The organism is Paenibacillus sp. Z3-2 (genome assembly GCF_054161325.1).
This window is the reverse complement of record NZ_CP096397.1, coordinates 3,954,477-3,973,528: the sequence shown is the minus strand read 5'-3', so window position 1 is coordinate 3,973,528 and position 19,052 is coordinate 3,954,477. Positions and strand designations below refer to the sequence as shown.

General features: G+C 46.3%; 15 protein-coding genes, 1 pseudogene and 1 other annotated feature. Of the genes and pseudogenes, 9 read left to right on the top strand and 7 right to left on the bottom strand.

Annotated elements, in window-relative coordinates:
• Positions 1-27: 27 nt before the first annotated feature.
• The 3 genes from M1D71_RS17795 to M1D71_RS17785 all read right to left on the bottom strand — a co-directional run bounded on the left by M1D71_RS17795 (position 28) and on the right by M1D71_RS17785 (position 4,006).
• Positions 28-1,275 (bottom strand): glutamate-5-semialdehyde dehydrogenase, encoded by a 1,248-nt coding sequence (locus M1D71_RS17795; protein ID WP_458123053.1) that lies wholly within the window; start codon positions 1,273-1,275, stop codon positions 28-30.
• A gap of 56 nt (positions 1,276-1,331) precedes the next feature.
• Positions 1,332-2,435 carry a glutamate 5-kinase gene (gene proB, locus M1D71_RS17790; RefSeq protein WP_458123052.1) on the bottom strand — a complete coding sequence of 368 codons (1,104 nt, stop codon included), beginning with the start codon at positions 2,433-2,435 and terminating at the stop codon, positions 1,332-1,334.
• 83 nt (positions 2,436-2,518) lie between these two features.
• Positions 2,519-2,733 (bottom strand) — a binding site (T-box leader).
• A gap of 64 nt (positions 2,734-2,797) precedes the next feature.
• Positions 2,798-4,006 carry an aminotransferase class I/II-fold pyridoxal phosphate-dependent enzyme gene (locus M1D71_RS17785; RefSeq protein WP_458123051.1) on the bottom strand — a complete coding sequence of 403 codons (1,209 nt, stop codon included), beginning with the start codon at positions 4,004-4,006 and terminating at the stop codon, positions 2,798-2,800.
• 83 nt (positions 4,007-4,089) lie between these two features.
• On the opposite strand from M1D71_RS17785, the pseudogene M1D71_RS17780 reads away from it, so the two are divergent.
• The 3 genes and pseudogenes from M1D71_RS17780 to M1D71_RS17770 all read left to right on the top strand — a co-directional run.
• Positions 4,090-4,254, top strand: a pseudogene (locus tag M1D71_RS17780) (ABC transporter substrate-binding protein); the annotation flags it as partial.
• Between the two features lie 11 nt (positions 4,255-4,265).
• Positions 4,266-4,415: a hypothetical protein gene (locus tag M1D71_RS17775; RefSeq protein ID WP_458123050.1), complete on the top strand. Its 150-nt coding sequence runs from the start codon at positions 4,266-4,268 to the stop codon at positions 4,413-4,415.
• 134 nt (positions 4,416-4,549) lie between these two features.
• The gene (locus tag M1D71_RS17770) at positions 4,550-5,371 is read left to right on the top strand and encodes a carbon-nitrogen family hydrolase (protein WP_458123049.1); all 822 of its coding nucleotides are present in this window, start codon (positions 4,550-4,552) and stop codon (positions 5,369-5,371) included.
• Between the two features lie 510 nt (positions 5,372-5,881).
• Here the strand turns inward: M1D71_RS17770 and M1D71_RS17765 are convergent.
• Positions 5,882-6,802 (bottom strand): LysR family transcriptional regulator, encoded by a 921-nt coding sequence (locus tag M1D71_RS17765; protein ID WP_458123048.1) that lies wholly within the window; start codon positions 6,800-6,802, stop codon positions 5,882-5,884.
• Positions 6,803-7,165: 363 nt separating this feature from the next.
• Between M1D71_RS17765 and M1D71_RS17760 the strand changes: the two genes are divergently transcribed.
• From M1D71_RS17760 to leuD, 5 genes are all read left to right on the top strand, one after another.
• Positions 7,166-9,064, top strand: a complete 1,899-nt coding sequence (locus M1D71_RS17760; protein WP_458123047.1) for a beta-glucoside-specific PTS transporter subunit IIABC — start codon at positions 7,166-7,168, stop codon at positions 9,062-9,064.
• 36 nt (positions 9,065-9,100) lie between these two features.
• The gene (licT, locus tag M1D71_RS17755; protein ID WP_458123046.1) at positions 9,101-9,940 is read left to right on the top strand and encodes a BglG family transcription antiterminator LicT; all 840 of its coding nucleotides are present in this window, start codon (positions 9,101-9,103) and stop codon (positions 9,938-9,940) included.
• Between the two features lie 46 nt (positions 9,941-9,986).
• Positions 9,987-11,444 (top strand): glycoside hydrolase family 1 protein, encoded by a 1,458-nt coding sequence (locus tag M1D71_RS17750; RefSeq protein ID WP_458123045.1) that lies wholly within the window; start codon positions 9,987-9,989, stop codon positions 11,442-11,444.
• Positions 11,445-11,820: 376 nt separating this feature from the next.
• A complete protein-coding gene (gene leuC, locus M1D71_RS17745) occupies positions 11,821-13,242 on the top strand; it encodes a 3-isopropylmalate dehydratase large subunit (protein WP_458127287.1) in 1,422 nt (473 codons plus the stop codon).
• 31 nt (positions 13,243-13,273) lie between these two features.
• Positions 13,274-13,876, top strand: a complete 603-nt coding sequence (gene leuD / locus M1D71_RS17740) for a 3-isopropylmalate dehydratase small subunit (protein ID WP_458123044.1) — start codon at positions 13,274-13,276, stop codon at positions 13,874-13,876.
• A 198-nt stretch (positions 13,877-14,074) separates the two neighbouring features.
• Here the strand turns inward: leuD and M1D71_RS17735 are convergent, their stop codons facing one another.
• From M1D71_RS17735 to M1D71_RS17725, 3 genes are read right to left on the bottom strand one after another with little or no spacing between them, the layout of a single operon-like run.
• A complete protein-coding gene (locus M1D71_RS17735) occupies positions 14,075-15,547 on the bottom strand; it encodes a serine hydrolase domain-containing protein (protein WP_458123043.1) in 1,473 nt (490 codons plus the stop codon).
• A 51-nt stretch (positions 15,548-15,598) separates the two neighbouring features.
• A complete protein-coding gene (locus tag M1D71_RS17730; protein WP_458123042.1) occupies positions 15,599-16,696 on the bottom strand; it encodes a HAMP domain-containing sensor histidine kinase in 1,098 nt (365 codons plus the stop codon).
• On the bottom strand, positions 16,681-17,355 hold the full coding sequence (locus M1D71_RS17725) for a response regulator transcription factor (RefSeq protein ID WP_458123041.1): 675 nt from the start codon (positions 17,353-17,355) through the stop codon (positions 16,681-16,683). Before M1D71_RS17725 ends, M1D71_RS17730 begins: the two co-directional genes overlap by 16 nt.
• A 276-nt stretch (positions 17,356-17,631) precedes the next feature.
• On the opposite strand from M1D71_RS17725, the gene M1D71_RS17720 reads away from it, so the two are divergent.
• On the top strand, positions 17,632-19,038 hold the full coding sequence (locus M1D71_RS17720; RefSeq protein WP_458123040.1) for an N-acetylmuramoyl-L-alanine amidase: 1,407 nt from the start codon (positions 17,632-17,634) through the stop codon (positions 19,036-19,038).
• Positions 19,039-19,052 lie beyond the last annotated feature (14 nt).

Here is a 19,052-nt window from a genome sequence, read left to right as displayed (position 1 = left end):
TCCTCCTATATAACTGGTGCTGGGATATTATTGACGAATCTGTCCATTGCCGGTAATCCGATATTTGGTTGACGTGAGTGCTGGAAGTCCCATCGGTCCACGTGCATGCAGTTTCTGGGTACTGATCCCGATTTCGGCTCCATAGCCAAATTCGTATCCGTCGGTGAACCGTGTGGACGCATTGTGATAGACGGCTGCTGCATCCACATCATGCATGAAGCGTTCTGCATGAATTGTATCTCTGGTTACGATACATTCGGAATGTTTGGTTCCGTAATGTGCGATGTGCTGCATCGCTTCGTCCAGGTTCTCGACCACACGGATATTTAAAATATAGTCGTTGTACTCGGTCGCATAGTCTTCCTCGGTTGCCTCAAGAGCGGAAGGGACAAGACGGCGCACCGTGTCGCAACCTTTCAAAACCACATTGGCCTCACGGAATTGCTCGGCAAGAGCAGGCAGATGCTCTTCCGCGTATGCGGCATGCAGCAGTAACGTTTCCATGGAGTTACATACCGATGGACGTTGTGCCTTGGCATTGATGGCAATTTCGGCTGCCATGACTGGATCGGCTGACTCATCCACGTAGGTATGGCAGATGCCTGCCCCAGTTTCGATGACAGGTACTGTCGCATTAGCAACCACATTACGAATGAGTGAAGCCCCTCCGCGTGGAATGATGACGTCCAGCAGTCCGTTCAATTTGAGCATTTCATCCACGGAAGCACGATCTGCATCCTCAACGAGTTGCAGCGCATCAGCAGGCATGTCTGTCGTTGCCAATGCCTGATGCAGCACCTCTACAATTTTGCGGTTGGAGGACAGGGCAGAGGAGCCGCCGCGCAGAAGCACTGCATTACCTGTTTTGAGACATAATCCCGCTGCGTCCACGGTTACATTAGGTCGAGCTTCGTAGATGATACCGATCAGACCAATCGGCACTCTCCGTTTTTCAACATGCAATCCGTTAGGGCGAGTGAATGTCTCCAGCACTTCACCGACTGGATCAGGCAGATCCGCAATCTGACGTAATCCTTCAGCAATGCCAGCAATGCGCTCCTTATTGAGGGCGAGTCGATCCAGCATGGATTCCGGTGTACCTTGTTCTCTGCCTCGTACCAGATCTTCGGCATTTGCCGTAATGATGGAATCCGTCTGCGTAATCAATGCATCTGCCATGACACGCAGGGCTGTATTTTTCTGTTCTGTATTCAATCGGTTCAGTTGTGGAACCGTGGCTTGGGCTTTGCTGGCTTTTTCTCTAACTTCACTCATCTTAATTCCTCCTCATATATATAAAGTTAAAATTTTAAATTAATATAGCTTCATCTTTATTTTAACGTAATCCATTCGTCTCTATGAATAACTTCGAGTCTGTGGATGCTAGCGAGTTGTTTCATCACTTCGCCACTGGGAAGGCCGGCAATGAGTCGAAGCTGGTCATCATCATAATTGACAATACCGCGACCTAGCAAGGTTTCATCCATTCCAATGACTTCTACGACGTCTCCGGCATGGAATGTTCCCAGTACTCGCTTGACCCCTACAGGTAGAAGACTGTGGCCCCCATGGACAAGTGCTTCTTCAGCACCATCATCCACAACAACTGTTCCCAGCGGAGTAGACATGAACCCGAGCCACTGCTTTTTACGGGATAGCGAAGCGAGTCGTGTCTCAAAGTACGTTCCTTTGCCCGTGCCATCAACCGCCTGCTGCATATCTCCAGGTACTTTCACACTTCCGACGAATACAGGTACGCCTCCACGTGTCGCAACCTTGGCTGCATCGACTTTGGATCGCATTCCACCTGTACCAACCGATGATCCTGAACCACCGGCAAAAGCGTAGATCTCAGCCGTTATCTCGGGGATACGGTCGTAACGCATGGCAGACGGATCTTTCCGCGGATCTGCGGTGTACAGCCCGTTGGTATCGGTAAGAATGATCAGATGCTGTGCCTTGACCAGGTTTGCAACCAACGCGGATAACAGATCGTTATCACCAAACTTCAATTCATCCACCGATACCGTATCATTCTCATTGAAAATCGGAATCACTCGCTGTTTGAGCAACTCTTCTACGGTCATGCCTGCATTACCCATGCGTTTACGACTGTGAAAGTCTGTGCGGGTTAACAGAATTTGCGCCGTAGTAACGCGGTGCGCTGCAAAAGCCTGTTGATATGCCTGCATCAGTAATGCCTGCCCAACGGCCGCTGCGGCTTGTTTCTCATGCAGAAGTTTGGGACGCTGAGGGTAGCCGATCTCCCGGAATCCGGCCGCTACCGCTCCAGAGGTGACCAAGAGCACTTCATGACCCTGATCAGCCAATGCTGCAATTTCTCCGGCAAAAAAAGTGATCGAACTGCGATCCAGACCGCCTTCTTCCGTTGTAAGCGAGCTGCTTCCAATCTTAACTACAATACGTGAAGTCATGGTTTCACTTCCTTAAACATGATTAATAAGTGCTTCTTGGAGCAGGCTTTTGCGGGTACAAAAAAAACTCCCGCCCTTTAGTTAAAAAGGACGAAAGTTCGTTACTTCCGCGGTACCACCTTTATTGATGATTAGATCATCCGGCTTCATGCCCTGTAACAGAAGGCACTGTCCTGTACGTAACAGGCCGCTCAGGGGTAGGTTTCAGAGAAGAGTCGCGGTAAATTCTTTCAGCAGGGTGGAATTTACTCTCTGGGCGCGACTGATATTCTCTTACTGGTCCCGTCATCACGTTTCGTTCAATATTTCTTATAACATACCATGGAAACTTGGCATATGCAAAGGGGTTATGGTCCTGTAAATTACTTGAATAAATTCAGCTTGCCAATCCGCTCCACAGCTTCGCATAATCGGTTTTCATCACTTAGCAGTCCTGCGCGCACATAGCCTTCACCATGCGAACCAAAACCAATACCTGGAGCTACGGCCACCTTGGCTTCTCGCAGTAACAAGTCTGCAAATGAAGCGGAGGTATAACCGGCAGGTACAGGCAACCAACTGAAGAATGAACCTGCTGGTTTCGAAGCTTGCCAGCCAATCGAGGATAGAGCGTCATAGAACGCATTGCGACGGGATTCGTAACGTGAAACCAGCGAGGCAACACATTCCTGGGAGCCAGTCAGTGCTTCCGTTGCCGCAGCTTGAATCCCACCGAAAAGACTGACATAGATATGATCCTGAAGCAGATTGATTTTAGAGACAATCTCTGCGTTACCAAGTGCGAATCCAACACGCCATCCAGCCATATTATATGTTTTGGATAACGTATAGAACTCAATGCCCACTTCTTTGGCACCAGGAGCTTGCAGGAAACTTACTGGACGATGTCCGTCGAATCCAATCGCACCGTAAGCAAAGTCGCTGGCAACTACGATTTGATTTTGAAGGGCAAATTCAACCGTATCTTCGTAGAACGAAAGGGGTGCCGTCGCTGACGTTGGGTTGTTGGGATAGTTCAGGAACATCAGCTTGGCCTTCTCCCGATCTTCCGCAGTAACGGCTTCGTAATCAGGCAGGAATGCGTTGGACTCCAGCAAAGGCATAAATGACATGTTTGCTTTGGCGAGTGCAACACCAGACCAGTAATCCGGGTATCCCGGATCTGGAACGAGAACGGTGTCTCCGGGGTTAAGCAGTACCTGGGGTAACTGAACCAATCCTGTTTTGCCTCCGAACAGAATCGCTACTTCAGTCTCGGGATCCAGATCAACGTTGTAATCTTCCTTATAACGTTTGGCGACAGCTTCCTTCAGGAAAGAGTATCCTCTAAAAGGGGAGTATTTGTGGTAGAGGGGATTTTCAGCCGACTCTTGCAGTGTTTTCACAATATGGGGTGGTGTCGGTGTGTCCGGGTTCCCCTGACCCAGATTAATCACGTCCTGACCACTTGCGATTTCGCGATTTACATTTTGAACAAGGGTAGCAAAAAATTGCGTTGGCAACTGTGCCATCACATCAGAAGTCGGTATCGTAAAGGCTGAACGAGCAGTTATATGGTCTGAATGGGTCATTATATTCATCACTCCGGTTATTAAAAATGGCAAATAGTTCTCATTAATTTATCACGCCAATCCCGAGCTGTATAGAGGGAAATCTACTTGCGAACGGATTAAAAGAAGGGGAGACCGCTTCGGTATTCAGGGTGTATCCCGGGAATCGCCTGTTTGTCATGGCGGGTGCAGGATTGCCCCAGTTGTTATTGTTATATGGAAAAGACGGGCTGAAGCCAACTGCGGAAATTCAGAAAGTATTAGATGAAGGTGAACCGACATGAAGGCTTTGGATGCCGATGGGGAGCGTACGAAGCAGATATGGGCGAAGATCCATACAGCGATTGAAGAAGGGGAAACGGCATCTGTATTTACAGATCATCGGGGTGCACGATTATTTGTTATGGGCAATATCGGTGAATGTGGGTGATGCGCTCACGATCCATCGATTGCTGACCCTACTCCCTGAGTTGTTATGTAGAAGTTTATAACGGAAACAGGGTTGCAGTCCTTAAGATGATCAAGCTATGATAGCAGGTATTACGGTTCAGAGGAGTGCTTGTCATGACAGAACAACAACATGGGGAAATGCGTGTAGCCCTGATTCAGGGCGATATTCAGCTCGGAGACCCTGAGGCCAATCATAAACATATGCAGTCGTTGCTTGAACGTGCGGTAGAACAATATCCGGATCTGGGGCTGGCTGTGTTGCCTGAGATGTGGAATACGGGCTACGCTCTGACGCAAATTCATGAACTCGCTGACCCGGAAGGCCAGAAATCACGGGAGTGGTTATCTGCTTTTGCTCAAAAACATCAAATCTCCATCGTGGGCGGTTCAATCGCCGAGAAGCGGGATGGACAGATCTACAATACAATGTACGCTTATAATCGTGAAGGAAAACAGGTAACACGATACGATAAATTACATTTGTTTCGCCTGATGGATGAAGAGAAATATCTACAGCCTGGTGCGGAACCTGAAATTTTTGAATTGCAGAACGGTCTTACAGCTGGTGCTTCGATCTGTTACGACATCCGGTTTCCGGAACTGGCCCGCACACTTGCTCTAAACGGGGCCAAGGCCTTGATTGTACCTGCGGAATGGCCGAATCCTCGTCTGCACCACTGGCGTACCTTGCTTACAGCACGAGCCATTGAGAATCAAATGTATGTAATCGCCTGTAACCGTGTGGGTAAAGGGGGAGAGACCGAATTTTTCGGGCATTCCCTCATCATTGATCCTTGGGGTGAGATTGTGGCTGAAGGTGGCGAAGGGGAAGAGATCGTGACCGGAATCATTCGTCCTTCCCTGGTAGATGAGGTTCGAGGCCGTATTCCCGTATTTGAGGACCGTAGACCTGGCGTTTATTTTGGCAAAAAATAAAAAAGCGGAATAAAATTTTTCGTAGAAGTGTTTATTCATCCAGGACGCGGGTAATGATAACTATCCCGTCACCAAGGAGGATGATCAATCAATGGACAACCATGTGAAAGATACGCTCAGGAGACTGGAACAGGATAACACAAGGGAAGATCACTTAAGGGCATTCTTAGAGAATGGAGCAGGAGGGCTATCACCCCCTGATTCAACTGTTCAGGACGAAGGCCGTGTAATGAATCAGCAAAACAGGCTGACAAGCGATCGTAATTTGCGAAAATAAACCGCCAGACATGAAGTTTTCTTATGTACGTTTCTACGTTAACATTATAAATAAGCATCGAAGCTAAACAACTTAACAAGCAACATTGTACTGGAACCAGTTACTGTGATTGCAAAGTAAGAACTTTATCCTGCGGATGCGGGAAACGAGTAAAACAAAGGCTTGGCCCATAGGGGTCAAGCCTTTGTTTTGGTTCAGTACCATATGCCCTCCATATCCATAGGAACAATTCATTAGTCCCCTCTAGACAGTTCGGCAACGGTTTGTTGAAACGTATGGATGAAGGCCTCGGCTGCTTTTGACAGTACTCTTCCTTGACGATAAGCTACAACAAGTGTTCTGCTTGGAGTAGGCTCAGCAAGTGGCACATACACAGGCACGAATTCACTGCGCGGTGCACGGGCAATAAAGCGTGGAACCAGTGTAATGCCCATACCTGTGGCGACCAGCGACTGAACGGTTTCAATATTTGTACTCTCAAACACAACTTGGGGATCAAAACCGGCCTGCTCACAGAGATCAAATGTAAGTTTGCGGAAACCCTGTCCTTTTTTCAACACAACAAAGGGTTCATCACGAAGCTCTTCAATTCGCACAGGAATCGGATGTTCCGGATCTGCCCTGCGTGCCAGAGGGTGATTCGGGGGGACCGCCAGATCAATCCGTTCCTCTCCAATGGTTACATAAGACAAGCTTGGCTCTTGTAAAGGAAGAGATAGCAAACTCAGATCAGCTTTGCCGCTTGCTGTCAATTTCTCCAGTGTAAGCCCGGAGTCTTCCAATAAGGTAACCTCAATCTCCGGATAAGCTTGTTGGAACGCTGGAAGCACATGTGGGAGCAAGTGTGAGCCCGTGATCGGCATGCTGCCCACTACGACTTTACCTTTGCGAAGCTGGGAGATGTCTGACATTTCCTGACGCAATAGCTCCATGGCATCTACGATCTTTTGGGCTTGCTCGACAAACGTAACACCGGCATGGGTTAACTCCACCGTACTTGTATTTCGCTGAAAAAGGAGTACTCCCAATTCTTTTTCCAATTTGGATAATTGCTGACTTAATGAAGGTTGGGCAATATGCAGCTTCTCTGCTGCCCGGGAGAAATTGCGCTCGGCCGCGATTTGCAGCGTATATTGAAGTTGTCTGAATTCCATCGTCATCGGTCATTCCTTTCGTTATGCCACCATTATATCACTACAGATGAAGAAATCATTAATTTCGCTTAATCGCTTGCACTACATCAGAAAAGTTGTTATACTGATTTTGAAAACGCTTAAGAGAATCACTTACCCGGGTAAAACAAAATCAACGTTTTCATATGTATCAGCTTTAAGCTTCAGCACGGATACATTTCAAATGTCATATTCTTTTTTGTTCATATAATTGAATAACAGTTCATCCAACGATGGCGTGTTACTGTTCGGCAGGCAAGACCTAGATTGGGTGGGAAGATTTATTTTTCCTACCCTTTTTAGGTCTTTTTTTGTTTCCTACATGAAATATTGCGGAGGTGCACCATGAATCACAAACAATTAGCCCAATCGATTATGGAGCTAGTCGGTGGCAATGATAATATCAACACGTTAATTCATTGCTCTACCAGGCTCAGACTTACCCTGAAGAATCCGGATATGGCGAAGACCCAAGAAATTAAGAGCCTCGATGGCGTTATTGGCGCAGTGAATAGCGGCGGACAATATCAGATAATTATCGGTAATGACGTTGCATACGTCTACAATGAACTTGCCAAGATGGTGGATACTCAGCAATCAAACGAGATTCAGGAGAAACAAAAAGCGGATTATAGCCCCAAAGGTCTGTTTAATACCTTTGCCAGTGTCATTGCAGGCATTTTCCAACCTATTATCCCAGCTATTGCTGCCTCGGGCATGCTTAAGGCACTGTTGCTACTGGCGACCGTGACCGGCTTGATGTCCAAAGAGAGCCAGACATATACCGTTTTGAGTGTCATGTCTGATGCTGCCTTTTACTTTCTTCCGATTCTACTGGCCTATTCCAGTGCAAATAGATTTAAAACCAATCCCTTTGTTGCCGTTCTGTTTGGTGGCATCATGTTACACCCGAATATGATTGGTCTGCTTGGCGGTGAAGATCCGGTGTCCTTTATTGGCATACCTGTTGCATCCGTTCAATATGCGACATCCGTGGTACCGATTATTCTAACGGTCTGGTTCATGTCTTACATTGAAAAGTTCGCGGACAAGATCTCACCAGGGCCGGTCAAGATTTTCCTTAAACCGTTGATTGTTATTCTCATTGTTGCTCCAGTTGCTCTGATTGTACTTGGACCTTTGGGGATGTATCTCGGAACGGGAATGTCCAACCTGATCTATTGGATTCAGGATAAGATTGGATGGTTGACCGTTGTCATTATGGCTATATTGATGCCTCTAATTGTCATGTTCGGTATGCATAAAGTATTTTATCCTATTATTTTTGCAGCCTTGGCTTCACCTGGATACGAGACACTGGTGCTGGTCGCGATGCTGGCATCCAATATGGCGCAGGGAGCAGGCGCACTGGCGGTGTCATTCAAAACCAAAGATATCAAGCTGAAACAAGTCGCTTTGTCTGCAGGAATTTCAGGTGTATTCGGTATCACGGAACCCGCTCTGTACGGTGTACATTTAAGGCTCAAGAAAACACTGTTTGCCTGCATGATCGGCGCCGGAGTCGCTGGGTTGTTCGCAGGTATTGTGAATCTTAAAGCATATGCTGCCGTGGGTCCGGGGATTGCCTCCATGCCCATGTTTATCAGTGAAGATCATATGAATATTATCTATGCGATCATTACCATGCTGATCTCTGCCATTGTCGCGTTTGTCGCCGTATATGTCATTGGATTTCAGGATGTTGTTCCAACAGCAGTGTCGATGGCAGGCAGTCCCACAATCAAAGCGAGAGGCGAATCTGAAATCCAGCCATCCACAGGGATCAAATCGAAAAAGATCGTTTTTGCTCCATTGGAAGGCAAAGTGCTGCCTTTAAGAGAGGTGAAGGACGAAGCCTTCTCACAAGAGGCCATGGGACAAGGTATGGCGATTCAGCCAAGTGTTGGAAAGGTGTTTGCCCCGTTTGATGGTACCGTTGAGACGGTGTTTCGTACCAAACATTCCATCGGTCTGAGATCAGTAGAGGGAGTTGAACTTCTGATTCATGTCGGATTGGATACGGTGAAACTGAAAGGCCAGCATTTTGATGTAAAAGTAAACGAAGGAGAACAGATCTCTCATGGTCAGCTCCTGATCGAATTTGATCTTGAGGCAATACAAGCCGCAGGTTATGACACCACGACCCCTGTAATTGTGACCAATTCATCGGATTATCTGGAGGTGTTGGGCAATGAAACTGCATCGATAACAGGACCGGGGAAACCATTAATTACGGTGTTATAACCCGCTGAAATATGAATGAAAGGCAGGCAGCCTGATATGGAAGTCGTAAAAATACTGAATTCGAGCATTGTTCTCGCCAGACGTGGTGAGGATGACAAGGAAATTATTGTGATGGGAAAGGGCATCGGCTACAAGAGCAAACCGGGAGATGTCGTGAGTGAGGATGAGATCGAGAAGATCTATGTCCTTGAAAATGAAACGATCTCCTCAGATCTCACTGCCCTGATGAAGGAAACGCCAAAAGAATATCTGATTCTGGCTGATGAAATCATCTCCCATGCCAAACATACATTGTCCCGCCATCTGAGTGATCATCTCTATGTCGCATTAACGGATCACCTGTATATGGCCATGAAGCGATTCAAGGACAATATGACGATCCAGAACCGAATGCTGTGGGAAGTGAAAAAGTTCTATCCACAGGAGTTCAGTATCGGGTTGCACGGCCTGTCTCTCATTCAAAAAGAGCTTGGTCTCACCCTGCCAGAAGAGGAAGCGGCCAATATCGCCTTTCATCTCGTTAATGCCCAGCAGAATGATGACAATATGAATCAGGTCATGTTGATGACTAACACCGTCAAGGATGTACTTAATATTATCAAAATTCACTATCACGTGGAGCTGGATACACACAGCATCAACTATTCACGCTTTTTGACCCATTTGCAGTTCTTCATTCAACGGCTCTTTGAGCATAAAACATTAAATACGCAGGATCATGAGCTCTTTGAGCAGATCGCGAGTAAATATCCGCAGGAAGAAGCCTGCGTACTTCTGATCAAGGATTATATTGAAGCCCGGTTTGAACATACGATCTCCAATGAGGAGATGATGTATTTGATTATTCATATCAATCGGGTCATGAGTCGTAATTAAGCAAGAATGAAAAGAGTCACAGCGTTAATCCAAGGAGGAATACACAATGACCAATACAACAAGAACGTTTCCAGAAGACTTTCTATGGGGAGGGGCAATAGCTGCCAATCAGGCGGAAGGAGCCTGGAATGTGGACGGCAAAGGTCTGTCAACAGCCGACATTGCTATCTATCGAAAAGGTGTGGCCAAGAGTGAGTATAAGAAACACAATGCAATCAATGAAGAACAAATCAAGACTGCGATGGAGTCTACCTCGGATAGAGAGTATCCGAAACGCAGAGGCATTGATTTCTACCACCGTTACGAGGAGGATCTGGCCTTGTTTGGGGAGATGGGTCTAAAAACGTTGCGCCTATCTATTGCGTGGACCCGAATTTTCCCAAATGGTAACGAAACAGAGCCGAATGAAGCCGGTTTGCAGTTCTATGACCGTGTTATTGATGGCATGCTGAAACAAGGAATTGAACCATTGATTACGTTGTCTCATTATGAAATGCCGATGTATCTGGTGAATAACCACGGTGGATGGACGGATCGGACAGTCGTCGATTATTTTGTTCACTTTTGTAAAACCGTGTTCACCCGTTATAAGGGCAAAGTGAAATATTGGATTACATTTAATGAAATTGACAGCATTGTTCGTCATCCGTTTACCAGTGGTGGCATTGTTCCAGAGCGTTTTGAGAATGTGGAGCAGGCGGTATACCAAGGGTTACACCATCAATTTGTAGCAAGTGCGCTCGCAGTGAAGTACTGTCATGAGATCATTCCAGGTTCCCGGATCGGATGTATGCTTACCAAACTGACGACGTACGCTCATACATGTAATCCCGAAGACGTACTCGTTGCTTCCCGGGATAATCAATTCAATCTGATGTTCACGGATGTACAGGTGCGCGGAGCGTATCCGTACTTTACAAAGAGATTTTTTACCGAAAAAGGAATTCATCTGGATATGCTTGAGGGGGATGAGGAGATTCTGAAAGTACACACTGTGGACTTTATCTCATTCAGTTATTATATGTCCCTCGTCTCGAGTGTGGATGGCGACCGATTGGAACAGGTGAGTGGCAATACAACTGGAGGGGTGAAGAATCCGTATCTCCACACCAATGATTGGGGCTGGCAGATTGACCCGGTAGGTTTGCGTATCTCATTGAATGAACTGTATAGCCGTTACGAGGTGCCCTTGTTTATCGTTGAAAATGGGATTGGAGCTGTAGATACGATTGAAGCCGATGGTAGCATTCAGGATAATTATCGTATTGATTATTTCCGTTCTCACATTGAACAAATGCATGAAGCGATTCTGGACGGTGTTGAACTGTTGGGCTATACCAGTTGGGGAGTGATTGATCTGATCAGTTATTCTTCTTCAGAGATGGAGAAACGATATGGCTTTATTTATGTAGATCAGGATAATGACGGCAATGGAACACTGGAGAGAAAACGCAAGAAGAGTTTCCATTGGTACAAAGATGTGATTGCGAATAATGGCTTGTAATACGCGAGTAGGACAAGCACTCCATAAGACGTGTTGACTGGAATGGATCATCTAATGAGTCTAATGAGGAAGTGGGAAAGCAGCTCTGGATTCAGGGCTGTTTTTTCCTGTTTTAGATAAAAGCATTGACAGCGAAGAAGCGGGAACGTAGTATAGACTTTATATGATAATGATAATTGTTATCAACTGAAACCTCTGCTATGAGCAGTGGTTTATTTGCTTTTCCCTCATTATAGGTTAAACCTATTACATCTATAGATATTATATCTTGGAACAATGAAGGACAGGGTGATATATTTATGTCATTCAAGAGCTTCACTTTTTAGAAGAAACACGAGGCTCTTCCAAGGACCGAACTTATGATGAGGTGAAAATGATGAGTAAAAAAACGATGTTTGAGAAAATTTGGGAAAATCACGTAATTCATCAAGAAGAAGGCAAACCGAGCATTCTGTATATCGATCTGCATCTGGTGCACGAAGTAACTTCTCCGCAGGCATTTGAAGGACTTCGTCTGAGTGGGCGTAAAGTTCGTCGCCCTGAGCTGACATTTGCGACAATGGACCACAACGTTCCAACAAAAGATCGTTTCAACATTACAGACCCAATCTCCAAGCAACAAATTGATACACTTTCGCAAAACTGCCGTGATTTCGGCGTGAAATTGTATGATCTGGACACAATTGATCAAGGCGTTGTGCACGTTATGGGACCTGAACTCGGTCTGACTCACCCAGGCAAAACGATTGTATGTGGTGACAGTCATACGTCCACACACGGTGCGTTTGGTGCACTGGCATTCGGAATCGGAACAAGTGAAGTTGAGCACGTTATGGCAACCCAATGTTTGCAACAAGCGAAAGCCAAAACAATGGAAGTTCGTTTTGTCGGCAAACGTAACCCGGGTGTAACCGCGAAGGACATGATCCTCGCAGTTATTGCCAAATACGGTACAGACTTTGCAACAGGTTATGTTATTGAGTACACAGGCGAATCCATCCGTGAGTTGAGCATGGAAGAGCGTATGACGGTCTGCAACATGTCCATCGAAGGTGGAGCAAGAGCAGGATTGATCGCTCCGGATGAAACAACATTCGAATATCTGCGTGGACGTGAATACGTACCAGCGGATGCCAAATTCGATGAAGCTGTAGCAGGTTGGAAACAGCTTGTAACCGATGAAGGTGCCGAGTTCGACCATGTGGTTGAAATCGATGTGGAAACATTGATTCCGCAAGTAACTTGGGGAACAAGCCCTGGCATGGGAACCGACATTTCTTCGAAAGTTCCTGTTCCGGCTGAATTGCCTACAGAAAACGAACGCAAAGCGGCTGAAAAAGCACTTGAATATATGGGACTTGAACCGGGAACACCAATCGCCGAGATTCCAATTGACTATGTATTTATCGGTTCTTGCACCAATGGACGGATCGAAGATCTGCGTGCAGCAGCACAAGTGGCTAAAGGTCACACGGTATCCAGTCGGGTTACAGCAATTGTTGTACCAGGCTCAGGACGAGTTAAAATCCAAGCAGAACAAGAAGGTTTGGATAAAATCTTCACGGAAGCCGGATTTGAATGGCGTGATGCGGGATGCAGCATGTGTCTGGCGATGAACCCGGATGTATTGAAGCCAGGACAACGTTGTGCTTCGACTTCCAACCGTAACTTTGAAGGACGTCAAGGACGCGGAGGACGTACGCATCTGGTGTCTCCGGCAATGGCAGCGGCAGCAGCAGTTAAGGGCCACTTTGTGGACGTACGGGACTGGAATTTCAAAACGGAAGCAGCGATCTAACCAATAACGGACAGAAGGGAGAACGTTTAATATGGAAGAATTCAAAACATTACAAGGCATCGTTGCACCGGTAGACCGGGTCAATGTAGATACAGATGCAATCATTCCGAAACAGTTTCTGAAACGGATTGAGCGTACAGGATTTGGACAATTTTTGTTCTATGAATGGCGTTTTGATGAAGAGGGGAACAACATTGCTTCCTTCGAAATGAACAAACCTCGTTACGAGGGAGCATCCATCCTGATCTCGCGTGCCAACTTTGGCTGCGGATCTTCCCGTGAGCATGCGCCATGGGCGATTATGGACTATGGATTCCGTTGTGTCATCGCACCATCGTTTGCGGATATCTTCTATAATAACTGCTTTAAGAACGGAATCTTGCCCATCAGGCTGTCGGAAGAGCAGGTTGAGGACCTGTTCCAGCGTACAGCAACACATGAAGGCTACGAGATGAATGTGAGTCTGGAAAACAAAACGATTACTGATGCATACGGACTGCATATCGATTTTGATCTGGATGAGCACCGTCGTCAATTCCTGTTGCAAGGATTGGACGACATCGGTCTCACCCTTCAACATGATGATGAGATTGCTGCATATGAACAACGCCACGCGGCAAAACTGTTCGGTTAATCTCTAAAGTATCCTATAACAAAAAGCTTCTGCCTCCGAAAGGAACCTTGTTCCGATCAGTGAGACAGAAGTTTTTTGTAGTTTCAGAAGCTAAATTAGCTTAATAAGTCAGCTATACATAGAACTCCTGATTCTTCTTGGCCGAATACTTCAACAGATACAATAACAGCCGACTAAATAGAGGAATCTAAAAATCGATTACTGAGGTAACTTCAAATGGTCGTTTTTTGTATTCTGAAAATAGACATAGATATAACAAGCCAAATGCACGAAATTCACAAGTGACCATATCATAAGCCATATGATTGGAGATGACAGGGTAGTCCAGATGCCGAACCAAGGCAGCACACGTCCTCCGCCGATAAACGTAACCAATGGGGACAGAGACAAGAGAATTAGAACCGGGATCAGTCTACCGACCGTGATCAGAATCAATTTGCTGATCGTTAGGCGTTGGTTGTTCCGACTTATGCGAAAATAGGCGTATATACCCCATACAAGCGTAGCGATGATCAGCGCAATCATGATCGTTTCCATATTCCGACCGTTTACAAAAGAGGTGTGGGGTTCAAGCCCCCTCATAATATCCGCTATTCCATCAATAAATGCCGAGTAATTCACATAAGCGTTTATACCAGAATTAAACATTACGGCTATGCCCATTTGCTCGTTCAAATAAACCAGTTCTTCTGACTTATAGGTCCAGAAAATGCCGCTGTGGGAGATCGTTCGACCGCTAGACCCATCTTGGTTTGCCAGCCAGCCTATGCCGTACGGACCGATAGCTCCTGCGGCATGGTATTGTTTCATCAACACAGGGGAAACGAGGCGGCCGTGATATTGGGAAAGCATCCATAGGGACATGTCTTCTGCGGTTGAAACGATGCCGGCGGGGCCCTCAATGAACCAAAGCGGTTCGGATTGACCTATAGAGCGTCCCAAACTCAAGTAATGACCTAGCGGAATAGTATTATTCTCATAGAATTGCTGCGTCGTGCTGACACTGAAGGTATGATTCATTCCTAGCGGTTCAAAAATATGTTCTTTCAGGTAATCCGAAAAGCGCTCTCCGCTAACGCTTTCCACGAGGTTCGCCAGCAGCGCGTAATTGGGATTATGATAGCTGTAGGTTGTTCCGGGGATATGGGCAAGTTGAACCGTGTTTAATAATTGGTTCGCCTCAGCCAGCGATTGGAATTGCGGAGTCTTTGTCATATCGGGCTTTATCTTGTCATTGAGACCACTGGTCTGATTCAGTAAATGACGGACCGTGATGTCAAGAACGCGGGGATCCTGTGGAGAAAGCTCTGGAAAATAGGAAGCGTAAGTAGCATCCAAGTCGATCCGACTCTTGTCCACCAGCTGCAGAACGGCCAATGCAGTAAAGGACTTGCTTAGTGAAGCAATGGGAAAAGGGGTATGGCCCGTAACCTTCTGGCCATCCGCGAATGTCCCATAGCCTTTTGCGTAAAAGACCTCATCGTTATTGGCAATTGCCAGTGAAGCAGCCTTAATGTGATTGGCCTTCATGCTCCGGTTCATATATTCGTCGATTTTCTGCAGAACTTCTGTCTTGTCTTTAGCTTCATTGGCGGATAAGGGGGTTGCCCACGTGGTACATAACAATAAGCAGCTAATTGTGATATACATTCTTTTTTTCAGTTTTAGCATGATAACACTCCTTGAATTCAAGATAAGGAGATGTTATCAGATCATTTTCAACTATTTATCAACTTGGGTCCCAATACTTGCCGTCACGCTTCCGCCTCCGTTAGGACCGTTTGTAATCTGGAGATTCCCTTCATGTTTTTCGCAAAACACCTTGCAAACGTAAAGGCCCAGCCCGCGATGTTCGCTCGCATCCCATACTTCTCCTCGGTAAAAAGGGAGTATAGCCTTACTCAGGGCTTCGTCAGAGAAACCAGGACCGTCCTCTGAGACGGTAATCTTCATCATGCCCTCCTGAACGTCATAGTGGACGTTCACTTGACTGGCTGCGTATCTCGCCCCATTAGCCACCATATTCTCGAAAATCTGCATGACGAGATAGGCATCTACATGTATTGAGGCAATATCATATTCCACGGAAGAGACAAAACGTATACCAAACTGTTTCACGATTTGTTCAGCGCTGCCGTCCAGCAAAGCCGTCAATGAGATCGTATCCATCGACTGGAAGTTCAACGGGACATCCTCCAGCCTCTGAATCGAGTTCATGGCCTCTGCATAGCTCTCCAGACGCAAAATGTGAAGGTTCATGGTATGGATCAGGTCCAGCACCTTTTCTTCCGACAACTTCTTCTCGGGAAGATAGGTGGCGAGAAGCTCGGCGTTTCCTTTTAACACTGACAGGGGTGTTCGCAGATCATGGGCAAAAATAGCATTGATCTGCTTGCGCTCTTCAACCGACCGCCAAAGCGTCTCAAGGTTTTTTTCCAATTGTGAGCGCATGTTTTCAAATACCGCGATCAGCTCGCCCATCTCATCCTGGCTGTCATAGGAAATGCGGAAGCCTAGATCGTTGGCCGAAATGTTCTCGGAAGCCCGTTCTAATATCTCCAGCGGACGTTTTAGCTTCCATCTGTAAAATAAAACGGCCATGGTGACAATTCCAGTCGCTACGGTCAGCAGAACCGCCGTGACGAGGGAGGGCAGCACCCAATCCGTTTCTCCGAAACGCAGCCGTAGAATCTCCGCCCAAGCAAACTCCATGGTTATGATGGCCAGCACGGCAATGAGTGTGACCACACACAACAGTATAAAAGATTGCAGTAAGGATAATCGCTTTAAAAACAGGAGTCTAGTCATGAACTCGGCCATTTGTACCCTACTCCCCAAACGGTCTCGATTTGGTTATCACAGCCGTATTCCTTTAATTTGTAGCGAATTCGCCGGATATGCTCTGCGATCACGTTACTGTCGCCTGGCTCGTCTATACCCCAAATCTTTTCGTATATGCGTTCCTTTCCAAACACCATACCAGGATGCGTGGACAGCAATTCGACAATATCAAACTCTTTTTTGGGCAGTGAAATTCGCTTATCCAGGTAGTAGAGCTCCCTGGCCGTATAGTCAATGACCAAATCATCGTTAAACCTTACTGAAGATTTAGTCTGGATTCGCTGTTCCCTGCGTATATGTGCTTCGACCCTGGCCCCCAACTCGCGAATGCTGAAAGGTTTCAAGATATAGTCATCGCCTCCGGCACGAAATCCCGCTATTTTATCAGTATCTTCGATACGGGCCGTTAAGAATAAGATCGGGCAAGAGACGAAGTTACGAATTTTTTCACATAATTGAAGGCCGTTTTGTTCAGGCATGTTGATATCTAACAAAACGAGATCGGGTTGTTTTTCCACTTTCCGCAGCGCTTCCCGGCTGTCCTTGGCCGTCATCACGGAATAACCGTTAATTTCAAAATAATCAGTCAGTAGCTTTCGAAGATCTGCTTCATCATCCACGATCAATATTTTAGGCATCAAGTCTCAATCTCCTGTATTCAAGTATTTGAACTCAGCATAGCAAAAATGGATGAGGAATGTAATTTCCATATGATTTCGGTAACTGGAATAATGGAGAAAGTAACCTTTTTGCCACTCTGTTTCCGACTAAATATGACAACGTTGTAACCGGATGATCAGACAATATCTGATAAACTGATTAGTAGATTATGGAAGGTTACATATTGTCATTGATGTTACGCTGCAGAGAATCAGGTCGGATGTTCAAAAGACAAAAAGAATGGTGGATGAGGTATGAAAAAATGGTCGGCAGCAGTCGTTTTTCTTCTGTTCCTATGTTTATTCCCAGTCATGGCCCATGCAGACACCACTCCCTCGATTGTACTCGACGGTGTAACCATTAACCAGCAGACGGGTGCACCTGCAGAGAATATCGGGAAAACGGTCATGGTTCCAATTCGAATTGTATCCGAGAACCTGGGTTATAAGGTGAAGTGGGAGAAGGAAACTCAGTCTGTCCAGGTTCAAAAAGGAAACAGCATGATCCAAATGACGGCTGGCAAAGATGCAGCTACAGTGAATGGAAACGTGGTGAACTTGGATGCGCCTCCACTGATCAAACAGGGAACTACGCTTGTTCCGTTACGCTTTGTTGGGGAAGGCATGGGACTGCGTGTTGGCTGGGACAATGGAACCAAGACAGTAAGCCTATTTAGTATTCCTCCCGTAGTTGAAACGGAAGGTGACAGTGACCCCGTCGAGGCACCTGTCCCGGATGGTTTGACAGAACTGCAAGGGATCAGCTTCAGCGGAGATCGCTTAATTGTAGCGACAAACGGTACTATTAGCCCGAAAGTTTCCAGTATTGGTGGGCCAGACCGTATTATTGTTGATCTGCCTGCAGCGACATTTTCTCAGGAATTTATTCAAGGACAAGCCTCTAATCCGGATGGCAGCGGACAGATTCTCGTTACGGATTCATCTCTGGTGTCCAAAGTTCGATATGCCATGTTCAGCAAGACGCCTTCCACCGTGCGTGTCGTTCTGGATCTAAGTCAGAAGGCAACAGCCAAATGGTCTGTTGGAGATAACAATGTCTTGCTCGTTGATCTGACAGCCACGAGTGGAGAACCCACAAGCCAACCGACAGTACCTACGAATGACGGGAAAACGACAGTAGTCATTGATCCGGGACATGGTGGTCGTCAATCTGGTGCAGTGAGTTTGTCAGGAGCTTATGAGAAGGATTTCAATCTGGCTGTAGGACTGAAGGTACAGGCAATCCTTCAAAAATACCCAAATATTCAAACAGTCATTACACGCCAGGATGATACAGAACTTTCGCTCAAACAGCGTGTGGATATTGCTGGATTGAATCAGGCAGATGTTTTTGTATCCATTCATGGAAACAAATTCACTACACCGGTACCAAACGGCATTGAAACGCTCTACAGTCGTAAAGAAAGTAAAACTTTGGCTGACACTCTTCACAAATATGTATTGCCGGTAACAGGACTCAAGGATCGTGGGGTTAAAACGGCTAGTCTGCATGTGACGCGTGAAACAACCATGCCTGCTGTGTTACTTGAACTTGGTTTTTTAAGTAACCCTACCGATGAAGCAGTTATGCTCACGGAAGAATACCAGGACAAATGTGCACAGGCAATTGTGGACGGAATTGTTGAATTTTTGGGACTGTAAATTGAATTGTGCGC

Bases quoted from the DNA above. Each gene is read 5' to 3' on its own strand.
- M1D71_RS17795 (WP_458123053.1), bottom strand. From the start codon at position 1,275: ATGAGTGAAGTTAGAGAAAAAGCCAGCAAAGCCCAAGCCACGGTTCCA.
- proB (WP_458123052.1), bottom strand. From the start codon at position 2,435: ATGACTTCACGTATTGTAGTTAAGATTGGAAGCAGCTCGCTTACAACG.
- M1D71_RS17785 (WP_458123051.1), bottom strand. From the start codon at position 4,006: ATGACCCATTCAGACCATATAACTGCTCGTTCAGCCTTTACGATACCG.
- M1D71_RS17775 (WP_458123050.1), top strand. From the start codon at position 4,266: ATGAAGGCTTTGGATGCCGATGGGGAGCGTACGAAGCAGATATGGGCG.
- M1D71_RS17770 (WP_458123049.1), top strand. From the start codon at position 4,550: ATGACAGAACAACAACATGGGGAAATGCGTGTAGCCCTGATTCAGGGC.
- M1D71_RS17765 (WP_458123048.1), bottom strand. From the start codon at position 6,802: ATGGAATTCAGACAACTTCAATATACGCTGCAAATCGCGGCCGAGCGC.
- M1D71_RS17760 (WP_458123047.1), top strand. From the start codon at position 7,166: ATGAATCACAAACAATTAGCCCAATCGATTATGGAGCTAGTCGGTGGC.
- licT (WP_458123046.1), top strand. From the start codon at position 9,101: ATGGAAGTCGTAAAAATACTGAATTCGAGCATTGTTCTCGCCAGACGT.
- M1D71_RS17750 (WP_458123045.1), top strand. From the start codon at position 9,987: ATGACCAATACAACAAGAACGTTTCCAGAAGACTTTCTATGGGGAGGG.
- leuC (WP_458127287.1), top strand. From the start codon at position 11,821: ATGAGTAAAAAAACGATGTTTGAGAAAATTTGGGAAAATCACGTAATT.
- leuD (WP_458123044.1), top strand. From the start codon at position 13,274: ATGGAAGAATTCAAAACATTACAAGGCATCGTTGCACCGGTAGACCGG.
- M1D71_RS17735 (WP_458123043.1), bottom strand. From the start codon at position 15,547: ATGCTAAAACTGAAAAAAAGAATGTATATCACAATTAGCTGCTTATTG.
- M1D71_RS17730 (WP_458123042.1), bottom strand. From the start codon at position 16,696: ATGGCCGAGTTCATGACTAGACTCCTGTTTTTAAAGCGATTATCCTTA.
- M1D71_RS17725 (WP_458123041.1), bottom strand. From the start codon at position 17,355: ATGCCTAAAATATTGATCGTGGATGATGAAGCAGATCTTCGAAAGCTA.
- M1D71_RS17720 (WP_458123040.1), top strand. From the start codon at position 17,632: ATGAAAAAATGGTCGGCAGCAGTCGTTTTTCTTCTGTTCCTATGTTTA.